This is a genomic window from Cohnella mopanensis, from assembly GCF_022352055.1.
Classification (GTDB): Bacteria; Bacillota; Bacilli; order Paenibacillales; family Paenibacillaceae; genus Cohnella; species Cohnella mopanensis.
Map to the genome: position 1 here is coordinate 343,382 of NZ_JAKRWM010000002.1, position 19,123 is coordinate 362,504.

17 protein-coding genes are annotated in these 19,123 nt (G+C 51.0%); 12 read left to right on the forward strand and 5 right to left on the reverse strand.

All coding sequences use genetic code 11. The annotated features are described in order from the left end of the window. The first annotated feature begins 109 nt into the window (after positions 1 to 109). The 4 genes from L3D05_RS05710 (at position 110) to pflA (ending at position 6,436) form a co-directional block, all read left to right on the forward strand. Positions 110 to 619, forward strand: coding sequence for a hemerythrin domain-containing protein (locus L3D05_RS05710; RefSeq protein WP_239615046.1), 510 nt, complete (start codon positions 110 to 112; stop codon positions 617 to 619). 98 nt (positions 620 to 717) lie between these two features. Then, on the forward strand, positions 718 to 3,333 hold the full coding sequence (adhE, locus tag L3D05_RS05715; RefSeq protein ID WP_239615047.1) for a bifunctional acetaldehyde-CoA/alcohol dehydrogenase: 2,616 nt from the start codon (positions 718 to 720) through the stop codon (positions 3,331 to 3,333). 40 nt (positions 3,334 to 3,373) lie between these two features. After that, positions 3,374 to 5,641 (forward strand): formate C-acetyltransferase, encoded by a 2,268-nt coding sequence (pflB, locus tag L3D05_RS05720; RefSeq protein WP_239615048.1) that lies wholly within the window; start codon positions 3,374 to 3,376, stop codon positions 5,639 to 5,641. 30 nt (positions 5,642 to 5,671) lie between these two features. Then, on the forward strand, positions 5,672 to 6,436 hold the full coding sequence (gene pflA, locus L3D05_RS05725) for a pyruvate formate-lyase-activating protein (RefSeq protein WP_239615049.1): 765 nt from the start codon (positions 5,672 to 5,674) through the stop codon (positions 6,434 to 6,436). 162 nt (positions 6,437 to 6,598) lie between these two features. Here pflA and L3D05_RS05730 read toward each other — a convergent pair whose 3' ends face one another. After that, complete coding sequence (locus tag L3D05_RS05730) at positions 6,599 to 7,066, reverse strand: hypothetical protein (RefSeq protein ID WP_239615050.1); 468 nt, start codon at positions 7,064 to 7,066, stop codon at positions 6,599 to 6,601. A 258-nt stretch (positions 7,067 to 7,324) separates the two neighbouring features. Here L3D05_RS05730 and L3D05_RS05735 point away from each other — a divergent pair, with 258 nt between their 5' ends. Both L3D05_RS05735 and L3D05_RS05740 read left to right on the forward strand, forming a co-directional pair. After that, positions 7,325 to 7,747 (forward strand): tellurite resistance TerB family protein, encoded by a 423-nt coding sequence (locus tag L3D05_RS05735; RefSeq protein ID WP_239615051.1) that lies wholly within the window; start codon positions 7,325 to 7,327, stop codon positions 7,745 to 7,747. Positions 7,748 to 7,917: 170 nt separating this feature from the next. Next, positions 7,918 to 9,399 (forward strand): vWA domain-containing protein, encoded by a 1,482-nt coding sequence (locus tag L3D05_RS05740; RefSeq protein WP_239615052.1) that lies wholly within the window; start codon positions 7,918 to 7,920, stop codon positions 9,397 to 9,399. Positions 9,400 to 9,483: 84 nt separating this feature from the next. On the opposite strand, the gene L3D05_RS05745 is transcribed toward L3D05_RS05740, so the two are convergent. Both L3D05_RS05745 and L3D05_RS05750 read right to left on the reverse strand, forming a co-directional pair. Further along, positions 9,484 to 10,521 carry a sensor histidine kinase gene (locus L3D05_RS05745; protein WP_239615053.1) on the reverse strand — a complete coding sequence of 346 codons (1,038 nt, stop codon included), beginning with the start codon at positions 10,519 to 10,521 and terminating at the stop codon, positions 9,484 to 9,486. Next, the gene (locus L3D05_RS05750) at positions 10,518 to 11,216 is read right to left on the reverse strand and encodes a response regulator transcription factor (protein ID WP_239615054.1); all 699 of its coding nucleotides are present in this window, start codon (positions 11,214 to 11,216) and stop codon (positions 10,518 to 10,520) included. The genes L3D05_RS05745 and L3D05_RS05750 overlap by 4 nt, the downstream gene beginning before the upstream one ends. 198 nt (positions 11,217 to 11,414) lie before the next feature. On the opposite strand from L3D05_RS05750, the gene L3D05_RS05755 reads away from it, so the two are divergent. The 6 genes from L3D05_RS05755 (at position 11,415) to L3D05_RS05780 (ending at position 15,727) form a co-directional block, all read left to right on the forward strand. After that, positions 11,415 to 11,807: a DUF6220 domain-containing protein gene (locus L3D05_RS05755; protein WP_239615055.1), complete on the forward strand. Its 393-nt coding sequence runs from the start codon at positions 11,415 to 11,417 to the stop codon at positions 11,805 to 11,807. Positions 11,808 to 11,823: 16 nt separating this feature from the next. Then, positions 11,824 to 12,663, forward strand: a complete 840-nt coding sequence (locus L3D05_RS05760; protein ID WP_239615056.1) for an SGNH/GDSL hydrolase family protein — start codon at positions 11,824 to 11,826, stop codon at positions 12,661 to 12,663. Beyond that, positions 12,660 to 13,292 carry an NAD(P)-dependent oxidoreductase gene (locus tag L3D05_RS05765; RefSeq protein WP_239615057.1) on the forward strand — a complete coding sequence of 211 codons (633 nt, stop codon included), beginning with the start codon at positions 12,660 to 12,662 and terminating at the stop codon, positions 13,290 to 13,292. The genes L3D05_RS05760 and L3D05_RS05765 overlap by 4 nt, the downstream gene beginning before the upstream one ends. Further along, the gene (locus L3D05_RS05770) at positions 13,292 to 13,930 is read left to right on the forward strand and encodes a DUF2306 domain-containing protein (RefSeq protein WP_239615058.1); all 639 of its coding nucleotides are present in this window, start codon (positions 13,292 to 13,294) and stop codon (positions 13,928 to 13,930) included. The genes L3D05_RS05765 and L3D05_RS05770 overlap by 1 nt, the downstream gene beginning before the upstream one ends. A gap of 70 nt (positions 13,931 to 14,000) precedes the next feature. Further along, entirely contained in the window at positions 14,001 to 14,693 is a 693-nt protein-coding gene (locus L3D05_RS05775; RefSeq protein ID WP_239615059.1) for a copper homeostasis protein CutC, read from the forward strand. Between the two features lie 26 nt (positions 14,694 to 14,719). After that, complete coding sequence (locus tag L3D05_RS05780; protein ID WP_239615060.1) at positions 14,720 to 15,727, forward strand: asparaginase; 1,008 nt, start codon at positions 14,720 to 14,722, stop codon at positions 15,725 to 15,727. Positions 15,728 to 15,785: 58 nt separating this feature from the next. On the opposite strand, the gene L3D05_RS05785 is transcribed toward L3D05_RS05780, so the two are convergent. Both L3D05_RS05785 and L3D05_RS05790 read right to left on the reverse strand, forming a co-directional pair. Beyond that, positions 15,786 to 17,567 (reverse strand): sensor histidine kinase, encoded by a 1,782-nt coding sequence (locus L3D05_RS05785; RefSeq protein WP_239615061.1) that lies wholly within the window; start codon positions 17,565 to 17,567, stop codon positions 15,786 to 15,788. Continuing rightward, entirely contained in the window at positions 17,560 to 19,089 is a 1,530-nt protein-coding gene (locus L3D05_RS05790; RefSeq protein WP_239615062.1) for a response regulator, read from the reverse strand. The genes L3D05_RS05785 and L3D05_RS05790 overlap by 8 nt, the downstream gene beginning before the upstream one ends. Positions 19,090 to 19,123 lie beyond the last annotated feature (34 nt).

A 19,123-nucleotide genomic window follows, 5' to 3' on the forward strand; every position in this document is an offset into this window, starting at 1 on the left:
GGATCTCGAAGTTGTCGTTGTGACTTTTTTCACATCAACAACCAATGTGACGACGTATACTCAAGTCATGAAAGAGCTACCTCATCTTCATATATGGAGGGGACGCGCCATGAAGCAGCAACTAGACGAGAATACGTTCACGACTCTGGGTTACTCAAAGCTAGAGATGAATGAAGCAGTTGAACGCTTGCACGAGGAGCACTTGGAGCTGCAGGAAGAGCTGCATGATCTGCATGTATGGGTAAAGGCGGTCGGGGAAACGTCGGGTGCGATCAATCGAGTCGGCATACTCAGCAATCTGAGGGAGACGGCCAATCAATTCGTAAGGCAGCTAGATGCCCATGCCAAGTGGGAGGAAGAAAGATTATTCCCGATGGTGACTTGGTATTACGGGGAAGAACCAGAGCAATTCACCTTGATGGAGCAGGAGCACGTACTGGCGGAGCAATTCATTAAAGCTTTCGTCGATGCTCTGGAACGCGCACCGGTGCGACAGCACGAAGAGAAGGAAATGGCTTCTTATCTGATGCAGGCGATCCAAATTTTGAACCATCACTTTCAGATGGAGGAGGATTTAATCGTAACGCTCATAGACCGTTCGGATCATTACGGCTATTAGCGCGATTACCCATTTGATGTTACGTGAATTAATTCACATATTTTCATTGTTAACAAAGCATATAAATCTAGATTAGACCCTACTTGGAGGTTGAGAATATGGCCATTAAAGAAAAAGTCGGAGAAGTGAAAGAGATACCCCATGCGCAAGCTGAAGTGAATCGCTTAGTAGCCGCCGCATTGAAAGCGAGAGAAGCGTTCATGGGATTAGACCAGGAGCAAGTCGATCGCATTACGCAGCAAATGGCGCTAGCAGGGTTGGATAAGCATATGGTGTTGGCGAAAATGGCGGTCGAGGAAACGGGGAGAGGCGTATACGAAGATAAAATCACCAAAAACATCTTCGCGACGGAGTACATCTACCATAGCGTAAAGTCCGACAAAACCGTAGGCGTCATCGAAGAAAATCCTTACGAGAACTATCGCAAGGTTGCGGAGCCGGTCGGCGTAATCGCGGGCGTAACCCCCGTCACGAATCCGACTTCGACGACGATGTTTAAGGCTATCATCGCGATGAAGACGCGCAATCCGATTATATTCGCTTTCCATCCATCCGCTCAGAAGAGCAGCGAAGCCGCTGCCCGCGCGGTAATGGAAGCCGCGGTTCAAGCGGGAGCTCCCGAAGGTTGCATTCAGTGGGTAGCTAACCCTTCGCTCGAGGCAACCAGCCTGCTTATGAATCACCCGGACGTCGCTCTCGTGCTGGCAACGGGAGGATCGGCCATGGTGAAGGCAGCTTACAGCACCGGAAAACCGGCATTAGGCGTAGGTCCCGGCAACGTGCCGTGCTTCATAGAGAAAACCGCGGATCTGCAGCAAGCCGTTACGGACCTGATCTTATCCAAGACGTTCGACAACGGCATGATTTGCGCTTCCGAGCAAGCGGTCATTATCGAAGAGCCGATCTATGCGGAAACGAAGCGGTTAATGAGCGATATGGGCTGTTACTTCTTGAACAAAGAGGAGACGGCTGCCGTATCCAAGCTCGTCATTAACGAAGACAAATGCGCGGTCAATGCCGTCATTGTCGGCCAATCGGCCGTGAAAATCGCACAGATGGCCAACATCAGCGTACCTGAGAATACGAAAATTCTCGTCGCCGAGCTGAACGGAGTCGGTAAAGATTATCCGCTGTCGGCAGAAAAGCTAAGTCCGGTGCTCGCGTGTTATAAGGTAAAGAATGCTGCGCAAGGCATTCAGAGAGCGGCGGAAGTGACGGCTTTCGGAGGCATGGGACACTCGTCGGTCGTTCATTCCAAAGACGATGCCGTGATCGCCGAGTTCGCGGCCACGTTAAAAACCGGGCGCGTCATCGTCAATTCCCCGTCCACTCACGGAGCAATCGGCGACTTGTACAATACGAACCTGCCGTCCTTGACGCTCGGTTGCGGATCGTACGGACATAACTCAACGACTTCCAACGTAACGGCGGTCAATTTGCTTAACATTAAACGCGTCGCTTACCGGACCGTGAATATGCAATGGTTCAAGGTTCCGCCGAAAATCTACTTCGAAAAAGGTTCCACGCAATATTTGGAGAAAATGCCGGACATCAACCGGATTCTTATCGTCACCGACCCGATGATGGTCAAGCTCGGCTATGTCGAAAGGGTCGAATATTACTTGCGCAAGCGGAAGCTGCCCGTCTCCATCGAAGTGTTCTCGGAAGTAGAGCCTGATCCGTCCGTTGAAACGGTGGAACGCGGCACGCGGATTATGGCCAGCTTCAAGCCCGATTGCATTATCGCTCTCGGAGGCGGCTCGCCGATGGATGCAGCGAAAGCGATGTGGCTGTTCTACGAATACCCGGATACTTCTTTCCACTCGCTGAAAATGAAGTTCTTGGATATCCGCAAACGGGTATACAAGTATCCTCGTCTAGGCAACAAAGCCAAATTCGTCGCGATTCCGACAACGTCGGGTACGGGCTCGGAAGTCACATCGTTCGCGGTCATCACGGACAAAAAGTCGGGCAATACGAAATATCCGCTTGCCGATTACGAGCTGACGCCGGATGTCGCTATCATCGACCCTGAGTACGTGTACTCACTGCCTAAGACGGCGGTAGCGGATACCGGCATGGACGTGTTGACGCATGCGATCGAAGCCTATGTATCGGTAATGGCCAACGATTACACGGACGGACTGGCGATCAAGGCCATTCAGCTCGTGTTCGAGAATCTGGAGAAGTCTTACAAGACGGCAGATCCGCTAGCTCGCGAGAAAATGCATAACGCATCGTCGATCGCCGGGATGGCGTTCGCCAACGCTTTCCTTGGAATCAATCACAGCCTGGCGCACAAGTGGGGCGGCGAGTTCCATACGGCGCACGGCAGAACGAACGCGATTCTGATGCCTTACGTCATCCGCTATAATGCGCAGAAGCCTACGAAATTCGCTTCTTTCCCGAAATACGACCATTTCGTGGCGGATCAGCGCTATGCGGAAATTGCTAGAATCTTGGGGCTCCCGGCACGCACAACGGAAGAAGGAGTGAACAGCTTAATCGAGGCGATTCGGAAGCTGAACCAAACGCTCGATATCCCGGCTACGTTCGGAGAGCTCGGCATCGATCCTCAGAAGTTCGAAAGCAGAGCGGATGAGCTGGCGGACCGCGCGTTCGAGGACCAATGCACGACCGCGAATCCGCGCATGCCTCTCGTAACCGAGCTGGCGGACATCTACCGCAGGGCATTCTACGGCCGTAACGACTAACGACATCATGCGATAAAACTAGAGTGGAGGTGCCTTGATCATGGCTTTAAGACAATCCGAACTTAGACAGACAAACAAGGATGACGCGTGGAGAGGGTTTGCTTCGGGAGCTTGGCGGGAGCGGATCGACGTGAAAAATTTCCTCGATCGCAACCTAACTCCTTATGCGGGAGACGAGGGGTTTCTCGCCGGACCTACGGCGGCGACTACGGCGCTCTGGCAACAAATTCAACGGCTGACGAAGCTGGAGAGGGACAACGGAGGCGTATTGGATATCGATCTCAATACGATATCCACGATTACGTCCCATGCTCCCGGTTACATCGATAAGGACAAGGAGCAGATCGTCGGTTTGCAGACCGACGCTCCGCTCAAACGGTCGGTTCAGCCTTTCGGCGGAATTAAAATGGTCGTGGATGCTTGCGAGGCTTACGGTTTTCAATTGCCGCAGGAGATCGTCAAGCTGTTCACCGAAGTTCGCAAAACCCACAATCAAGGCGTCTTCGATGCTTATACGACCGAGATGCGCGCCGCGCGCAAAGCGGGCATCATTACGGGGCTTCCCGATGCGTATGGACGCGGACGGATTATCGGCGATTATCGCCGGGTAGCTCTCTATGGGATCGATCGCCTTATCGCCGGCAAGAAGGAAGATTTGCTGCAGCTTGAAGTGGACTCGATGACGGAGGAAGTGATCCGGCTGCGCGAGGAGTTATCGGAGCAAATTCGGGCGCTGCAGGAATTGAAACAGATGGCCGCTACCTACGGTAACGACCTGTCCGGTCCCGCGACGAATGCCAAAGAAGCTTTCCAGTGGCTGTATTTCGCCTATCTGGGCGCGATTAAAGAGCAGAACGGCGCGGCGATGAGCATCGGCCGGGTGTCGAGCTTCCTCGATGTGTACATCGACCGGGATATGCGGGAAGGAAAGCTGACGGAGGAACAAGCGCAGGAACTCATGGATCACTTCGTCATGAAGCTGCGGATCGTGAAGTTTCTGCGGACGCCGGATTACAACGAGCTGTTCAGCGGAGATCCGACTTGGGTGACCGAGTCGATCGGAGGTATGGCGCTTACGGGAGAAACCCGCGTGACGAAAAACTCTTTCCGCATTCTCCATACGTTATATAATCTGGGACCGGCGCCGGAACCGAATTTGACCGTGTTATGGTCGGTTAACCTTCCGGAATCGTTCAAGAAATATTGCGCGAAAGTGTCAATCGAAACGAGTTCCATTCAGTACGAGAACGATGATCTCATGCGGCCCCAATTTGGCGACGACTACGGAATCGCTTGCTGCGTATCCGCGATGCGGATCGGGAAGCAAATGCAGTTTTTCGGCGCTCGCGCCAATCTGGGCAAAGCGTTGCTTTACGCGATCAATGGCGGCGTGGATGAGAAATTGGGCATTCAGGTCGGCCCTGCTTACGCGCCGATTACGGGTGACAGGTTAGTCTTCGATGAAGTGATGAACAAATACGATACGATGCTGGAATGGCTGGCGCAGCTGTACATGAACACGCTCAACGTAATCCACTTCATGCATGACAAATACTCTTACGAACGGTTGGAGATGGCGCTGCATGATCGGGAAATTTTGCGGACGATGGCTTGCGGCATTGCCGGATTGTCCGTAGTGGCGGATAGCCTGAGCGCCATAAAGTACGCGGTAGTGAAGCCGATCCGCAATGAAACAGGAATCGCGGTCGATTTCGAGATCGAAGGGGAGTATCCGCAATACGGCAACAATGACGAGCGCGTCGACCGGATTGCTGTACAGATTACCGAATCGTTCATGAACAAATTGCGCAAGCATAACACCTATCGGAACGCTTTGCCTACGATGTCGGTGCTTACGATCACTTCGAACGTCGTGTATGGCAAGAAAACGGGCAGCACTCCGGACGGCAGAAAAGCGGGAGAACCGTTCGCTCCGGGCGCTAACCCGATGCACGGACGGGATCGGATGGGGGCTCTCGCTTCGTTAGCTTCCGTCGCGAAGATTCCCTACGAAAGTTGTCTCGACGGCATCTCGAACACGTTCTCGATTATCCCGAAGGCTCTCGGCAAAGAACAAGCGGCACGGATCAACAACATGGTTTCCTTGTTAGACGGTTATGCGGAAAGCTTGGGACATCACCTCAATGTCAACGTGTTCGACAGAGAACAGCTAATGGACGCGATGGAGCACCCGGAGAATTATCCTCAGCTTACGATCCGGGTATCGGGTTATGCGGTGAATTTCATCAAACTGACGCGCGAGCAGCAATTGGATGTCATCAATCGTACATTCCATGGCGCCGTGTAATCGAGATCGGCTATAGGGAGGTTGTTAAGCATGAAAGGCAGAATCCACTCCATTGATTCCTTCGGTACCGTGGACGGTCCGGGAATACGCTTCGTGCTTTTCATGCAAGGGTGCGCGCTTCAATGCCAATTTTGCCACAATCCGGATACTTGGGACACGGTAGCCGGCAGGGTCGTAACGGTAGAGGAGATATTGCGGGAGATCGAGCCGTATTTGCCTTATTACCGTCGTTCTGGGGGCGGGATTACCGTCACGGGAGGAGAGCCGACGCTTCAAGCCGGATTCGTAGCGGAGCTCTTCTCCGAGTGCAAGCGAAGATGGGGTCTTCATACGACGCTAGATTCATCGGGGTTTTGCGAGGCAAGCCACGCTAAGGCGCTTCTCGACGTTACGGATTTAGTGTTGCTCGATCTGAAGCAGATGAACCCGGAGAAGCATGAGAGATTAACGAGCAGGGACAATGACCGTATTCTTAAGTTCGCCGCTTATTTATCCGAACGGAACACGCCGATGTGGATTCGCCACGTGTTAATTCCCGGCATAACGGATGACAGCAGCGACCTGAGAGCGCTTGGGGCCTTTGTCGGGGGACTCCGGGGAGTAGAGAAGCTGGAATTGCTTTCGTACCATCGGATGGGAGTGTATAAGTGGCAACAGCTCGGAAAAGAGTACCCGCTGGAAGGCGTACCGACGCCGACCGAACGGGAGATCGAGCGCGCCTATCGGTTTATCGAAGAAGGGAAAGCTCAAAACCAAACAGAACGTGCGCCACATCGTAGCTCCATAACCTGTTAAGAGAGCTGGGCGGACGGGAGAGAGCCGTGGAGTCCGGCGAAACCGGACTGCAGAGGCCGCATCGGGCGGGTAAACAAGCAAGCACAAAAAATCCATCAGTCCCAAGCCGTCGCAATGACGGTTTGGGACTGATGGATTTTATCACTGCGCTAAAACACGATTTTACCCGGCATTAATGTAGGGAAGCGAGTCCGTAGTTAAACAGTAAAACTCAAGAGACTGATGGATGACTTGCGTGAACGCAGGTTCATTCGTTGTAGGAATGACCCAGATCGTTCTGTCTTTGATAGCGGATTTGGGGAGCCTATAGTGGTATTCTCGCGTGCTGGGCTCCATAGACTCCGGTATCCTATCCGTGCGAAGCGTCAAGCTGATATGCCCGACAGCTTTGAATAGATTGCTGTAATCCGTCATTTCAGCGTAATCCCAGCGAATGCTCTCGATGTTTTCCAAGAAGAAGAGCTTATCGCTACCCTCCTCGTTGACCAATCGGATCGAATCCATGGTTACATTGTTTTTGTTAAACAGAAAATCAGCCATTTCCAAAGCATGGATTTTCCTTCTGGCCTTAACGAGTAAAGAAAAAGTCACGTTAAAAGTCGCGCGTTCCAATAGGAGGCTTCTGATCATCGTGGGAATATCGATCTCCTTCAACATCTGAATTTTGATTCGCTAACTATCTTACATAAGTTTATGTGCAAATATTGCTAAAATGTCGGGTCTAAACGTAACTATTATTGTCGATCTTCTCTATATTTTTGTACGCATGGCTACAAGGAAAATATTAATCCTAGACAGTCGGAACATATTCCGTTTTCCGAACAGGAATGGAGCCCGAAATGTCGAAATGAATACGCACATACTTTCATACAAGAGGAGCTGTCGGCATTGTTTTTACATTTTATACAGGCACAAGAACATAAAGATGCCTTTCTGGAATTGGCGCAAATCGTCGCGAAAGCCGATGGCTACGTAAGCGGGAACGAGGCTCGGTATTTACGGGCCTTCCGGATAGAGATGGGCATGGAGGAAGAAGCCAAGCAGGTTACGCCTTTTCCATCCAAGAGAGAGCTTTCCGACATTATCGGCGGTATTCAGGACGAACAGATCAAGAACGTCATCTTCGCGGAAATTTTTCTGCTTGTATTCGCGGACGGCGATTACAGCGACGATGAGAAACAGATCGTGATGGAGATGAAACGGCTGTTCGGTTATTCGGAAGAGGTCTATGAGAAGTTCAAGAACTGGGTCATCCGCCAAGACGAACTGAAGATCGAGGGAATTAAGCTAATCTTAGACCCGACGGTCTGAATCCGATCCGAGCTACCAAGCAGGCAATACAGAACTCCGCTCATGCTTTTCGTGAGCGGCTTTTTTGTCGTTAGGTACCACAGAAAGTTGGTACTGTTTCAAAATGGATAATTTCCTTATGATGGATATATAGAGGTTCCAGTCAAAGGAACCCAAAGGGGGAAATAAAAATGAGAAGATGTCCGTGGTTGCTAGTGATCATCGTATTTTCTTTGATTGTCTCCGGATGCAGCGCATCGAAAAATGAAAACCGAAACGATAGGGTACCGATCGCAGAGGTCAGCGAAGCGAGAGATCCGGGTAGAGCCCCGAATGATGCGATGTACTTTAAGGATTACGGAACGAATACTTTCGTTGATGCCGAAGAAAACCGATTGTCGACGTTCGCCGTAGACGTGGATACGGGCGCGTACGCGATTGCCCGAAGCTATATACAAGACGGATCCTTTCCTCCCGGCGAGGCGGTCCGGCTTGAGGAATTTATTAACTATTTCGATCTCGGCTATAAGCCTCCTAGCGGCGATACTTTTGCTATTGATGTGGATGCCGGACCTTCTCCTACGGAAGAGGGGGAGTATCAGATCGTCAGAATCGGGATAAAAGGAATGGAAGTTGATTCGAAAAGCCGGAAACCGGTCAATCTGACTTTCGTCATCGACGTATCGGGATCGATGGATAGGGATAACCGCATAGATTTGGTTAAAGAGAGTCTGGAATTGCTCGTCGAGCAGTTAAGGGACGACGATACGATCGGGATAGTGGTGTACGGAACAAAAGCGCACAAAGTGTTGGAGCCTACTCCGGTCAAGAAACGCGGCAAGATTCTTGACGCAATTGATAATATCAAGATCGAGAATGCGACCAATGTGGAAGAGGGCTTGCTGCTCGGTTACCAAATGGCGAACGAATCGTTCGAACCGAATAAGATCAACAGGGTCATTCTTTGTTCCGACGGGGTGGCCAATGTGGGAGAAACCGGTCCCGAAGGCATCCTGGCGCAAATCGAGCGTTACTCCGAACAGGACATTTATTTAAGCACTTTCGGTTACGGAATGGGTAATTACAATGATGTGCTGATGGAACAATTGGCGGATAAGGGGAACGGGACGTACGCTTATATCGATGATAGGAAAGAGGCGGAAAAAGTATTTAACGAGAAGCTGACAGGCACACTTCAGACCATCGCCAAAGACGCCAAAATTCAGGTGGAATTTTATCCCGATAAAGTAGAGAGCTATCGACTGCTCGGCTACGAGAATCGCGCGATTTCCGACGAGGATTTCCGTAACAATCGGGTAGACGGCGGGGAAGTGGGGGCAGGCCACTCCGTTACGGCGCTATATCAAGTCCGGTTGATGAAAAAGGCAGAGGGGCAACTCGGCGAAGTCACAATCCGCTACAAAAATGCTGATGACCACGCGGAAGTTCGGGAAATGTCCCAGAAGATTTCACTATCCGACGGACTAAAGGACAATACGAAATTTTTGGTCGCCGTGGCCAAGTTTGCCGAGCTGATCCGCGAAGGAAAGACGAATACAGCCGATCTTAAGGACGTGCGCAGATTGGCGAAACAATACACGGATAACAAGGATCAGAAGGAGTTCTTAAAGTTGGTAGACCGTGCGATCGAAATAAGAAGCGAACGGGAATAGCTTAATAGCGAAGGGAGGAAAGCCGGGCTTGATCGCGATCGATCAAGCCCGGCTTTTATGAATAAAAGGATACCATCGTTGCAGCTATCTAGCTAGCCAACCCGTAAAGACGGCACCGCCCGAAGGCGTTCGATTGTTTACCGTCAGATCTCCTCCGTGTGCTCGTATAATTCGCCTCGCGATCGCAAGACCAAGACCGGTACCTCCGGTGCCCGGATTCCTTGAATTCTCGCCCCGATATAGCGGTTCGAACAGGTGAGGCAAGTCATGATCGGGAATGCCAGGCCCCGTATCTTCGATCCTAAAAGTAACTGTGCGATCATCCGCTTGCCATTGCACGTCGATTATTCCGGGCGTCGGGGTATATCGAAGAGCATTATCGATCAGATTTCCGACCGCGCGTCTAAGCAAATGCGCATCCGCGACAATATCGAGAGGATCGGCTATAGATTCGTATCGGATTTCGATCTCTTTTTCCATCGCGACATGGCGATAATCGGATATAGTTTCGGATACAAAGGAGTGGAACTCGACTTGCTCTAGCTTCAGGCTCTTTTCCAGATATTCCAATTGGGTATAAGAGAACAGGTCAGATACGAGCCGTTCCAATTGATCGGCCTTCTGTCCGCAAATCTCCACGTATCTTGCCGCTTTCTCCGGATCGTCTACGATCTTTCTTTTCAACCTTGCTAGAAAACCGCGAAGCGTGAACATCGGCGTTCTGAGATCGTGAGCGATCGCATGAATGAAGAAGCGCCGTTCCTCTTCCATCATCGATTGTCGAACCAAAGATTCGCGTAGCCCGTCGCCCATTGCTTGGAAGGCAGTACGTACTTGGGCGATTTCCGCGACGGTAGATTGCGGCAGCTCGAAGTCCAGATCGCCTCCCGCGACCCTTCTTGCTGCTACGCCCATCGCTTCAAGAGGTTTGACGACTACGCGGCCCATCTTCCAGCCGATGAATAAAATCGCGCCGATCGCCGCGACGAAGTACGAAGCGAGTGCGAAGGCGTTGCCGGGATGCGGAATGAGGAATTGCACGATTTCATAGACAAGACGAGGAATAATCAGAACGATGGTCATGCCGATGAACATCCAATAACGTATTCTAAGCGGCTTCATATTCTCACCCCGTCAAACCGGTAACCGACTCCCCACACATTCGTAATGAGCTGCGGTTTCTTCGGATCCAGCTCGATTTTATCGCGGATTCTTCCGATATGCACCGTCACGGTATGTTTATCGCCGATGCCGTCCCAGAATCGCTGCAACAATTGATCATAAGTAAATACTTGCCGCGGATATTCGGCGAACAATCGAAGAATATCGAATTCTTTCGGGGTAAAAGGCACCAATTTGCCGTTTACCTTCGTTTCGTGCGCTCTTAGATCAAGAACGAGGCGATCGAAACGCAGTTCGAGCTTCAGATCTCTGTCTCTGTCGTTCTTGCCGGTCCGGCGAAGTACGGCTTTAATTCGCGCGACGACTTCTTCGGGGGTCGCGGATTTAACGATATAGTCATCCCCGCCTAAGCTGAGGCCCCTAATTTTGTCCACGTCCTCGCCGCGCGCGCTTAGGAAGAGGATGGGGGTATCTTGCGTTCGCCGGATTTGCCGGCACAACTCGAATCCGTTCTGGCCCGGCATCATGACATCCAGCAAAATGCAATCAACGGGAGTGCTCTTGATCGCGTCCAAAGCCTGTTCGGCATTATAAGCATCAACGACCGCAAACTTCTCGTCTTCGAGGAAGTCCCTCATTAATTCCACGATTTCCTTATCATCGTCAACGACTAAGATCGTATGCGTGCGGTTCATGAATCCACCTCGAATGTGGCAAGTCTTTGCTCTATTTTAGCATATGGCATTCAAAGGAGCGGTGGTTTGACCGGAATGTATTCGTTTGTTGATCGTTTTGTGACTCTTTCCCGCATTCGATCGTGAGGGTTTCCGGCTAACGTAGAAAGCATAGCCGAGTTCGTAAACTCGAGCATTCATGATAAAGGAGTGTAGAGCATGGATAGCGTATCTGCAGTTAATCGAGTAGGAAGGATTATCTATCTTGCGTTGGCTTGGGTGTTTCTCATTTGCATTATGGCTCAAGTCGTCATTGCCGGGATGGCCACTTTCAGTGATCCGGTCCATTGGGAACTCCACACCGCTTTCGTAAAGGGGTTCGCCATAATTCCGCTTGCGATGTTCGTACTTACTTTCGTTGGGAATATTCGCGGAAAGAAGAGATGGGTAAGTCTTGCTTTATTCGGAATGATCGTCGCGCAGTTTCTGACCGTACAGGTATTCTCGACGGTGGCGGCGATTACGGCCCTTCATCCTTTGATCGCGCTGCTGCTCTTCTGGGGTTCCATTACGACCGTGAAACGATTGGAATTGAAAACCGTTGGACAATAACGAAGGAGTGATAATTATGGAATCGCCATTCAACCCTCATTGGGTCAAGCTAGTTCGGTACCAGCACCCCGAGAAAATGCTAGGTTTCGCGAGGAATATCGATGACCCCACTATTGCGGCACTGTATGGAATGGATGCGGAGAGTTATCGATCCACCCGAATCCGCTTGGAGCAGCAGGGAAGAGAAGCAGCGCTTCAATTGCTTGAAGATGCCGCTTTCGCCGACAGAGTCGATCAATTGCCGTTTCAGCAAGGAGAGATCGTGATAGGAGTCGGCGAAAGCACGACGGACGATAGGCTTTCTTGGTTTGAAATTGTCCGTTATCTGTTAGACATTCGGAGGCCTCAAGACGGTATCCGTCTAATCAACGAAGGCGTATCCGGCAACACGTCCACGCAAGTTCTCGGACGTATGATCGGAATCATCAACCAGCAGCCCGATTGGATCATTTGCATGATCGGGGGCAACGATACCTTGCGTATTGGACCTGAGCCGACGAAATGCCAAGTTAGCTTAGAAGAAACGGTGATCAATTTGAAGGCGATTCGGACGATCGCGGCTACAGGGACCCAAGCTCGATGGGTATGGATGACGCCGCCAACGATAGACGAGCAGAGGGCACGGATGAATCCTTATTTTCGCCAGGGGGAGCTCGTTTGGCGTAACGATGATATCGAATCCATTGGACAATTCATTCGAAATCAGTCGGATCCGGTTGTCGATACGCAGCTTGATTTCGGAAATCCGGCTTCCTCGGAATGGATGGAACAGGATGGAATCCACCCCTCCATCGAAGGTCAGAAAGCGATCGCGAAACGACTAATCGTGGAGCTTACGGGAGGGACCACGGAATGAAACTAACCGTTTTCGGTGCGACAGGGGGGACTGGGAGACAAGTTGTCGTTCAGGCGCTTGAAGCCGGGCATGAAGTAACCGTCGTCGTTCGCAGACCTGAAGCGCTTGATGTCAGCCACGAAAGGCTAAAGGTTATCCGGGGTGACGTGCTTGATCCGCGATCATTCGAGCAATCGATCAGGGGGAAAGACGCGGTTGTCTCTGCGCTTGGGGTTACGCAACGAAGACCGACAACCCTCTACTCGGAAGGGACAGGAAATATCATGCATGCGATGCAGAGCTCGGGCGTACGCCGACTGATTTGCTTGTCCTCGGCGGGCCTCGATATTCCGGAGGATACGCCATTCATGCAGCGGGTTGTCATTCGGCAAGTTATACAACGGCTCTATAAGTACGCCTATGAAGATATGGCGCGGATGGAAGCCAAAGTGCGAGCTTCCGGTTTGGATTGGACGGTCATTCGTCCTCCGCGATTGACTAATGGGCCAAGAACGGGGACGTACAGGACGACGGTTAATCAAACGTTGCCCGGTGCTCAAGGGATAGCCCGTGCCGATCTGGCTGATTGCATGATTAATCGTTTAGTCGATAACGAGACATTTCGGACAACGATGGAGATTTCCTACTAATGGGCCAAAGAAGAAATACGCGCAGAAGCTGGAACGTAATCGTCGTCGTTACGATTGGAGCGGCATTATTCGCGGTTGCGCCTTATTTTCTCCTGGACCCTGCCTATAGCAGAGTGATAATAAAAACGGGGAGTAGGATGCATTTTCCGTTGCTGCTCGTTCATATCTTTGTCTCTTTCATTGCGTTGGTAATAGGATGGATTCAATTTATTGATAGTTTGCGCGCTAGAAATCCGGAAGTTCACCGCTTGATCGGACGAATTTATCTCGGATGCGTGGCGATAGGCGCCGTTACCGGCGTTATCGTAGGAATGTATACGACAAGTTATATCCGGCAAATCGCTTTTCTAACCTTGTCGGCGTTGTGGTTGTTTACTGGGTGGAAAGGACTGCACTCGGCCAGTCATCGACGATTCGATGAGCATCGCGTATGGATGGTCCGTAATTATGCGATTACGCTTGTCGCGTCGACCGCCCGTCTCATTACGCCTATCTGCATTCTGATTTTTGTTCTGGGAGGGAGAAATACGGAGGGCGGCGGAGTCGAATTCGTTCTGGGGCACGTACTGGAGGTGAATATTTGGCTCGGTCTAGTCGTTAACCTGCTCATTGCCGAATGGCTGATCGTCCGTCGTTAAGTCATTGGACGAAAGATTTGATTTCTGTTATCTTAAATTCCGTGCTTTTATTAACGGGGAGGCTTCCATAATGATCCTAGAAGTAATTGCAACAAGTGTACTGGACGCTAAACTGGCTCAGGAGCACGGCGCTAACCGAATCGAGCTCATTTCCGGCATCGTCGAAGGCGGAGTAACGCCTAGTTACGGGTTGGTTAAAGAGGTCGTCAAGGCGGTTGATATCCCTGTGAACGTGATGTTGCGACCTCATGCGAACAGCTTCCGCTATGACGCGGACGACTTAGCGGTCATGAAACGCGATGTTCGGGCGATCCGGGCTTGCGGAGCCGCGGGCTTCGTGATGGGGATGCTGAAGCGGGATAATCAGATCGACGTGGAAGCACTGGAGTTGCTGCTGGGCGAAACGGGGACATTGCCCGTTACGTTCCATCGAGCGTTCGATGAGCTCGAAGATCGGCGCGCGGCGCTGCAACTGTTGAGCCGTTATCCGACGGTTCGGAGAGTTCTGACCTCGGGCGGCAAGCCCAGCGTTCTGGATGCCAAGCCGGAGATTGCGGAGTTGATCAAGCTCTGCGACGGACAGCCTATCGAGATCCTTGCAGGCAGCGGGCTTAACGTGGAATCATTGGATGAATTCATCAAGGTAACGAAGGTAAAAGAAGTTCATATGGGCACAGGCGTCAGAGTGAACGGTCGCGCTCTTGAACCGATCGATCCGAATAAGCTGCGAGCGGCAGCGGCGATTATTAACCAATACAACTAAGTTGAACATAAATGGAGGGTATTCGGATGAATAAATTGTTGGTGCAAGAGTCCAGAGGAGAACTGGTCGAATGCGAATACGAAGGTCATATTTGCGGGATTTCCTATTCGGGGGATATTTTGTATCAATTCGGTAATCCCGAGCATGTTACGCATATGCGATCGGCTGCTAAACCGATTCAAGCAATCCCTTCTTTCCGTCATCAGATCGGAGAGCGTTATCCGTTTACCGACAAAGAGCTGACGATCATGACCGCCTCCCATCGTGCCGAGTCCTATCAGGTTCAAGCGCTGGAATCCATGTTGGGCAAGATCGGGATCGATGAGAACGAGCTCGTGTGCCATTCGACTTACCCGCTGAACGCTGACGCGAGGCACGAGCTGGTCGCTCAAGGCAAGCCGGAACGCCACCTCTATCATAACTGCTCGGGCAAACACCTGGGGATCTTAGCATATTGTTTGAGCAAGGGCTACAGCACGAAGGATTACGCGGATCCGAATCATCCCGTGCAGCAAGAAATTTTGGCTACGCTGTCCATGATGGCTGAGTATCCGGCAGAAAAGATCGTTGTCGCGATCGACGGTTGCGGATTTCCCGTATTCGGACTGCCGCTTCACCATATGGCCAAAGCTTATCTGAAGTTCGCTTGTCCGGAACTGATCGAGGACCAAGTCACCCGCGTGGCCGTCGAGCAAATCGGTAAGCTGATGAACGCGAATTTCGAGATGGTGTCGGGGACGGGGCTGATCTGCTCGACGCTGCTCAAAGATTCCAATATCGTGGCCAAAGGCGGGGCCAAGGGCGTTTATTGTTTCGGGCTTCGTAAAGAGAAAATGGCTTTCGCCCTTAAGGTGATGGATGGCTCGGAAGAGAAGTGGCCGCTAATCGTGGCTTCTATCCTGGAGCAAATCGGTTATGACCGCCAAGAGACGATAGATAGCATGTATGAACTATGTCCTAGACAGTTCACGAACGGGAATGGCACGATCGTTGGCGCGAACACGGCCGTGTTCCAATTAGAGAAAATCGGTTAAGCGGCCTCATACGATAAACGAGATAAAGACACAATCCGGAAAGCAGCAGGAGCTGCTCTCACGAGGTTGTGTCTTTTTCGAATTTCGGAAGCCTGTAAGTGACCGTAGTCCCTTTGCCATGTTCGCTTTTCAGAGAAATTCCAAAATCCGCACCGTAATGCAGTTCGATTCTTTCCTGAACGTTGGCCAGTCCGATATGTTCCGAGACGGATGTGGTTTCGCGAAGCCGCAAGTGTTGCTCAATATCCGCCAGTTCATTCGGCTTAATGCCCTGACCGTTGTCCGATACTTCGATAATCGTATATTCGTCCTTCTCGTAGCCGGAAATCTCAATACGACCTTCGCCGGGTATCATTTCTAATCCGTGGTAAATCGCGTTTTCGACGATGGGCTGCAACGTCAACTTCGGAATCCGGTAGGCGAGCAGATGCTCCGGGATGGACACGAGCAGGCTGAATTTATCATCGTAGCGAATTTGTTGGATTTCCACATATCGGATGACCTGCTTCAATTCCTCGCGCAACTGCACCACTTGCTCGCCGGACGAGATGCTGTAACGAAACATTTCGGATAACATTTTAGCCATTCGGGAAAGCAAGGGAACCTCTTCGATGACGGCGATCGCATTCATGGAATCGAGCGTGTTGTATAAGAAATGCGGGTTGATCTGCGAATGGAGCGCCTTAAGCTGCGCTTCCTTTCGAATAATCTCCGACTTGTATACATCATGAACGAGCGTATGGATTTCTTCGGTCATCCGGTTGAAGCTCTGAGTTAATTGGCCGACTTCGTCCGTGCTCCGCACGTCCAGCTGGATGTTGAAATCGCCGGCTTGCACCTTTTTCATTTTCTGCTGAAGATTCCTGATCGGTTGAGTGATCCGCCTGGATACGAAATTCGAGATGACAAGGGCGATGATCAGGGCAAAGAATCCGATACCGATCGTGATATCCCGGTATTTGTTGGAATTGCTTTGAATGCTGCTTAGTGGATCGAGGGTAACGAACCGCCAACCCGTGGCGTCCGAATAGGTGGAGCTGACGAACATGCGCTTACCCTCGATATCCATCCACCCCGACGAATTTCCGTTTATGTTTTCACCCTCCGCCCATTCCAACCCGATTCGTTCGATAGCGCTGCTGTAGACGATTTGGTTGTCCCCGTTCAGGATAATGACGTCGGTCAACTTCAAACCGCTTAGCAGCCTATAGATGTCCATAACGCTAATATCGATGACGATTCCGCCAAGATTCGCATTGCCCGTCGTATTGTTGATTTTCCTGACCAGAGAAAACGTATACGGAGATGCGGAGGATGAAGGAATAAAGTACGAGCGCTTGAAGGGACCCGCAACTTGGACTTCCCCCTGCAGGGCTAACGTTTGTTTATACCAAGCTTGATCGGCGAATGATTCTCCGATATAGAGCGGGTCTCTCTGGATCATCGTCCCGTCCTTCGTGACGATCGTCACGTTATGGATTTCGCTCTTGATTCCCATATAGCCGTACCACTCGGCAAACTGTTGGAACAAGCTGGACTTCCAGCGGGTCTGTTCGATGATATCGGTCGGCAACCCTTTATTCAGCAATTGCTGAATTTCTCCCGTATAGATGACCCGACTATAGAGTTCGAGGGAGTTGAAATATTCCTGCAGGTTCTGCGACAGCAGCTTCATCTCCAGCAGTCGATTTTCTTGCGTCTGGGATTGCGTTACGCTAATGGTCGTCATGTACAAAATACTGCCAAGAATTAACAACGGGATGAGTATGACTAAGGAATAGGAGAATAGCAGCTTGTTCTGCAAGCTGCTATTCCAGCTAGCCAGCTTGCTCTTAATCAAGGGCTGCATCCTCCTTGTACTGGAGAGGGGTAACACCGGTATAGCGTTTGAACAGTTTGCGGAAATGCTTGAGATCTTGATACCCGCATTGAATCGCGATATCCCCGATTTTTCCGTTCGGATTGCCGTCGATCAGCCGTTTCGCGTGCTCCATTCTCAGTTGAGTCAAATATTCCAGAAAGTTTCGACCGGTATGCTGCCGGAATAATGTGCTGAAATAACCGGGGCTCATGTAAGAGGTAAGCGCAAGGTCGGTTAGATTGATCGGTTGGTTGAAATTGGCGTCGACGAACGCTTGGGCTTTCTCCATGGCATCCTTGATTTTCTCGGCTTGCGCTTGCGGTTCGGTATCGAGGCAACGATTGAAATAATCGGCTACGATGTCCCGTTTGGACAGTATTTCGGCTACGTGAGGGAGCTTTTTCGCAACTCGGAATGCTTCAAGGTAATCTTGTTCGTTCGTTAAACCGGCTTCGAATAACTCCTTGGCTCCCCTAAGCAAAACATAAGGGAAGATGCTGTCGATCCAGTCCTGGCTCATTGTCGATGAGGATCGGTAATGGCAAAGATCGTTAAGCTTGTCCAAGATCGCCGAACGGTTCCCTTGGTTCATCAAGATGAACCATTCCCGCTCCCATGCCGTGTTCAAGGGAATATTAATAGAGCCCGTTATATCCGCATCGTCGTAATCCAATGGCGGCGGCGCCGCTCCTTCAGGTAGGCTGGCCTGTAGAGTGTATCCCTCATAGGCTTTGGCTACTGACTCTCTCAGCCGACCTATCCCGCTAACGATTGTTCCGATACCAGCCAGCCGATAGACGCTCCGATCGGAAAACATCGTTCGAAGGAGAGCGAGGAGCTCTTCCATGTATTCCGTCGGACCCGCTGTGATAAGCGTATAAGCATTGTCCCTCGTCCTCAGCAAGAAAATTTCGCATCGGTTAGCCAGAAATCGAAATTGTCCGAATAGTTCCCTTCTGTCCACCTCGCATTCGAACATCGAAGCAACGAAGCTATCTTCTCCTTCCGGGAGACGAATGTCGGACCAATCCTCCAGCATGAGCTCTTCCTCGTCGTAAGCGCCTTCAAGCAAGAGACGAAAAAATTGTTCTCGGGTTTTGTATAGTTGCACGGCCGCTTTATTTCTGGCGTCTTGGGTTTTCTCGATCAATTCCTTCATCAGCTCGTTGAGTTCAAGCTTGTCCACGGGCTTAAGCAAATAATCCGCCACGGAAAGCTGAATGGATTTACGCACGTAAGCATAGTCGTCGAACCCGCTAATGACGAGAAAAGCGACATGGGGATACAATTCCTTCGCTTTCTCGATGAGCTGAAGTCCGTCCAAGACGGGCATTCTCACGTCCGTAATGACGACGTCGACCTCCAACTCGCTCATCGCTTCCAGCGCTTCATGCCCGTTAGCGCACTCTCCCGCCAACTGCAATCCAAGACGATCCCAATCGATCATCTTGATGATCCCGGCCCGCGATAACCTTTGATCGTCCACTACAAGTACTTTCATCTGTCCTCATCCTTTGTCTTGGTTGCATCAAGCC

Excerpts from the sequence above, each read along its gene's own strand:
- L3D05_RS05745 (WP_239615053.1), bottom strand. The coding sequence starts at position 10,521 with ATGAAGCCGCTTAGAATACGTTATTGGATGTTCATCGGCATGACCATC.
- L3D05_RS05750 (WP_239615054.1), bottom strand. The coding sequence starts at position 11,216 with ATGAACCGCACGCATACGATCTTAGTCGTTGACGATGATAAGGAAATC.
- pflB (WP_239615048.1), top strand. The coding sequence starts at position 3,374 with ATGGCTTTAAGACAATCCGAACTTAGACAGACAAACAAGGATGACGCG.
- adhE (WP_239615047.1), top strand. The coding sequence starts at position 718 with ATGGCCATTAAAGAAAAAGTCGGAGAAGTGAAAGAGATACCCCATGCG.
- L3D05_RS05755 (WP_239615055.1), top strand. The coding sequence starts at position 11,415 with ATGGATAGCGTATCTGCAGTTAATCGAGTAGGAAGGATTATCTATCTT.
- L3D05_RS05730 (WP_239615050.1), bottom strand. The coding sequence starts at position 7,066 with ATGATCAGAAGCCTCCTATTGGAACGCGCGACTTTTAACGTGACTTTT.
- L3D05_RS05765 (WP_239615057.1), top strand. The coding sequence starts at position 12,660 with ATGAAACTAACCGTTTTCGGTGCGACAGGGGGGACTGGGAGACAAGTT.
- L3D05_RS05770 (WP_239615058.1), top strand. The coding sequence starts at position 13,292 with ATGGGCCAAAGAAGAAATACGCGCAGAAGCTGGAACGTAATCGTCGTC.
- pflA (WP_239615049.1), top strand. The coding sequence starts at position 5,672 with ATGAAAGGCAGAATCCACTCCATTGATTCCTTCGGTACCGTGGACGGT.
- L3D05_RS05775 (WP_239615059.1), top strand. The coding sequence starts at position 14,001 with ATGATCCTAGAAGTAATTGCAACAAGTGTACTGGACGCTAAACTGGCT.
- L3D05_RS05790 (WP_239615062.1), bottom strand. The coding sequence starts at position 19,089 with ATGAAAGTACTTGTAGTGGACGATCAAAGGTTATCGCGGGCCGGGATC.
- L3D05_RS05740 (WP_239615052.1), top strand. The coding sequence starts at position 7,918 with ATGAGAAGATGTCCGTGGTTGCTAGTGATCATCGTATTTTCTTTGATT.
- L3D05_RS05760 (WP_239615056.1), top strand. The coding sequence starts at position 11,824 with ATGGAATCGCCATTCAACCCTCATTGGGTCAAGCTAGTTCGGTACCAG.
- L3D05_RS05780 (WP_239615060.1), top strand. The coding sequence starts at position 14,720 with ATGAATAAATTGTTGGTGCAAGAGTCCAGAGGAGAACTGGTCGAATGC.
- L3D05_RS05710 (WP_239615046.1), top strand. The coding sequence starts at position 110 with ATGAAGCAGCAACTAGACGAGAATACGTTCACGACTCTGGGTTACTCA.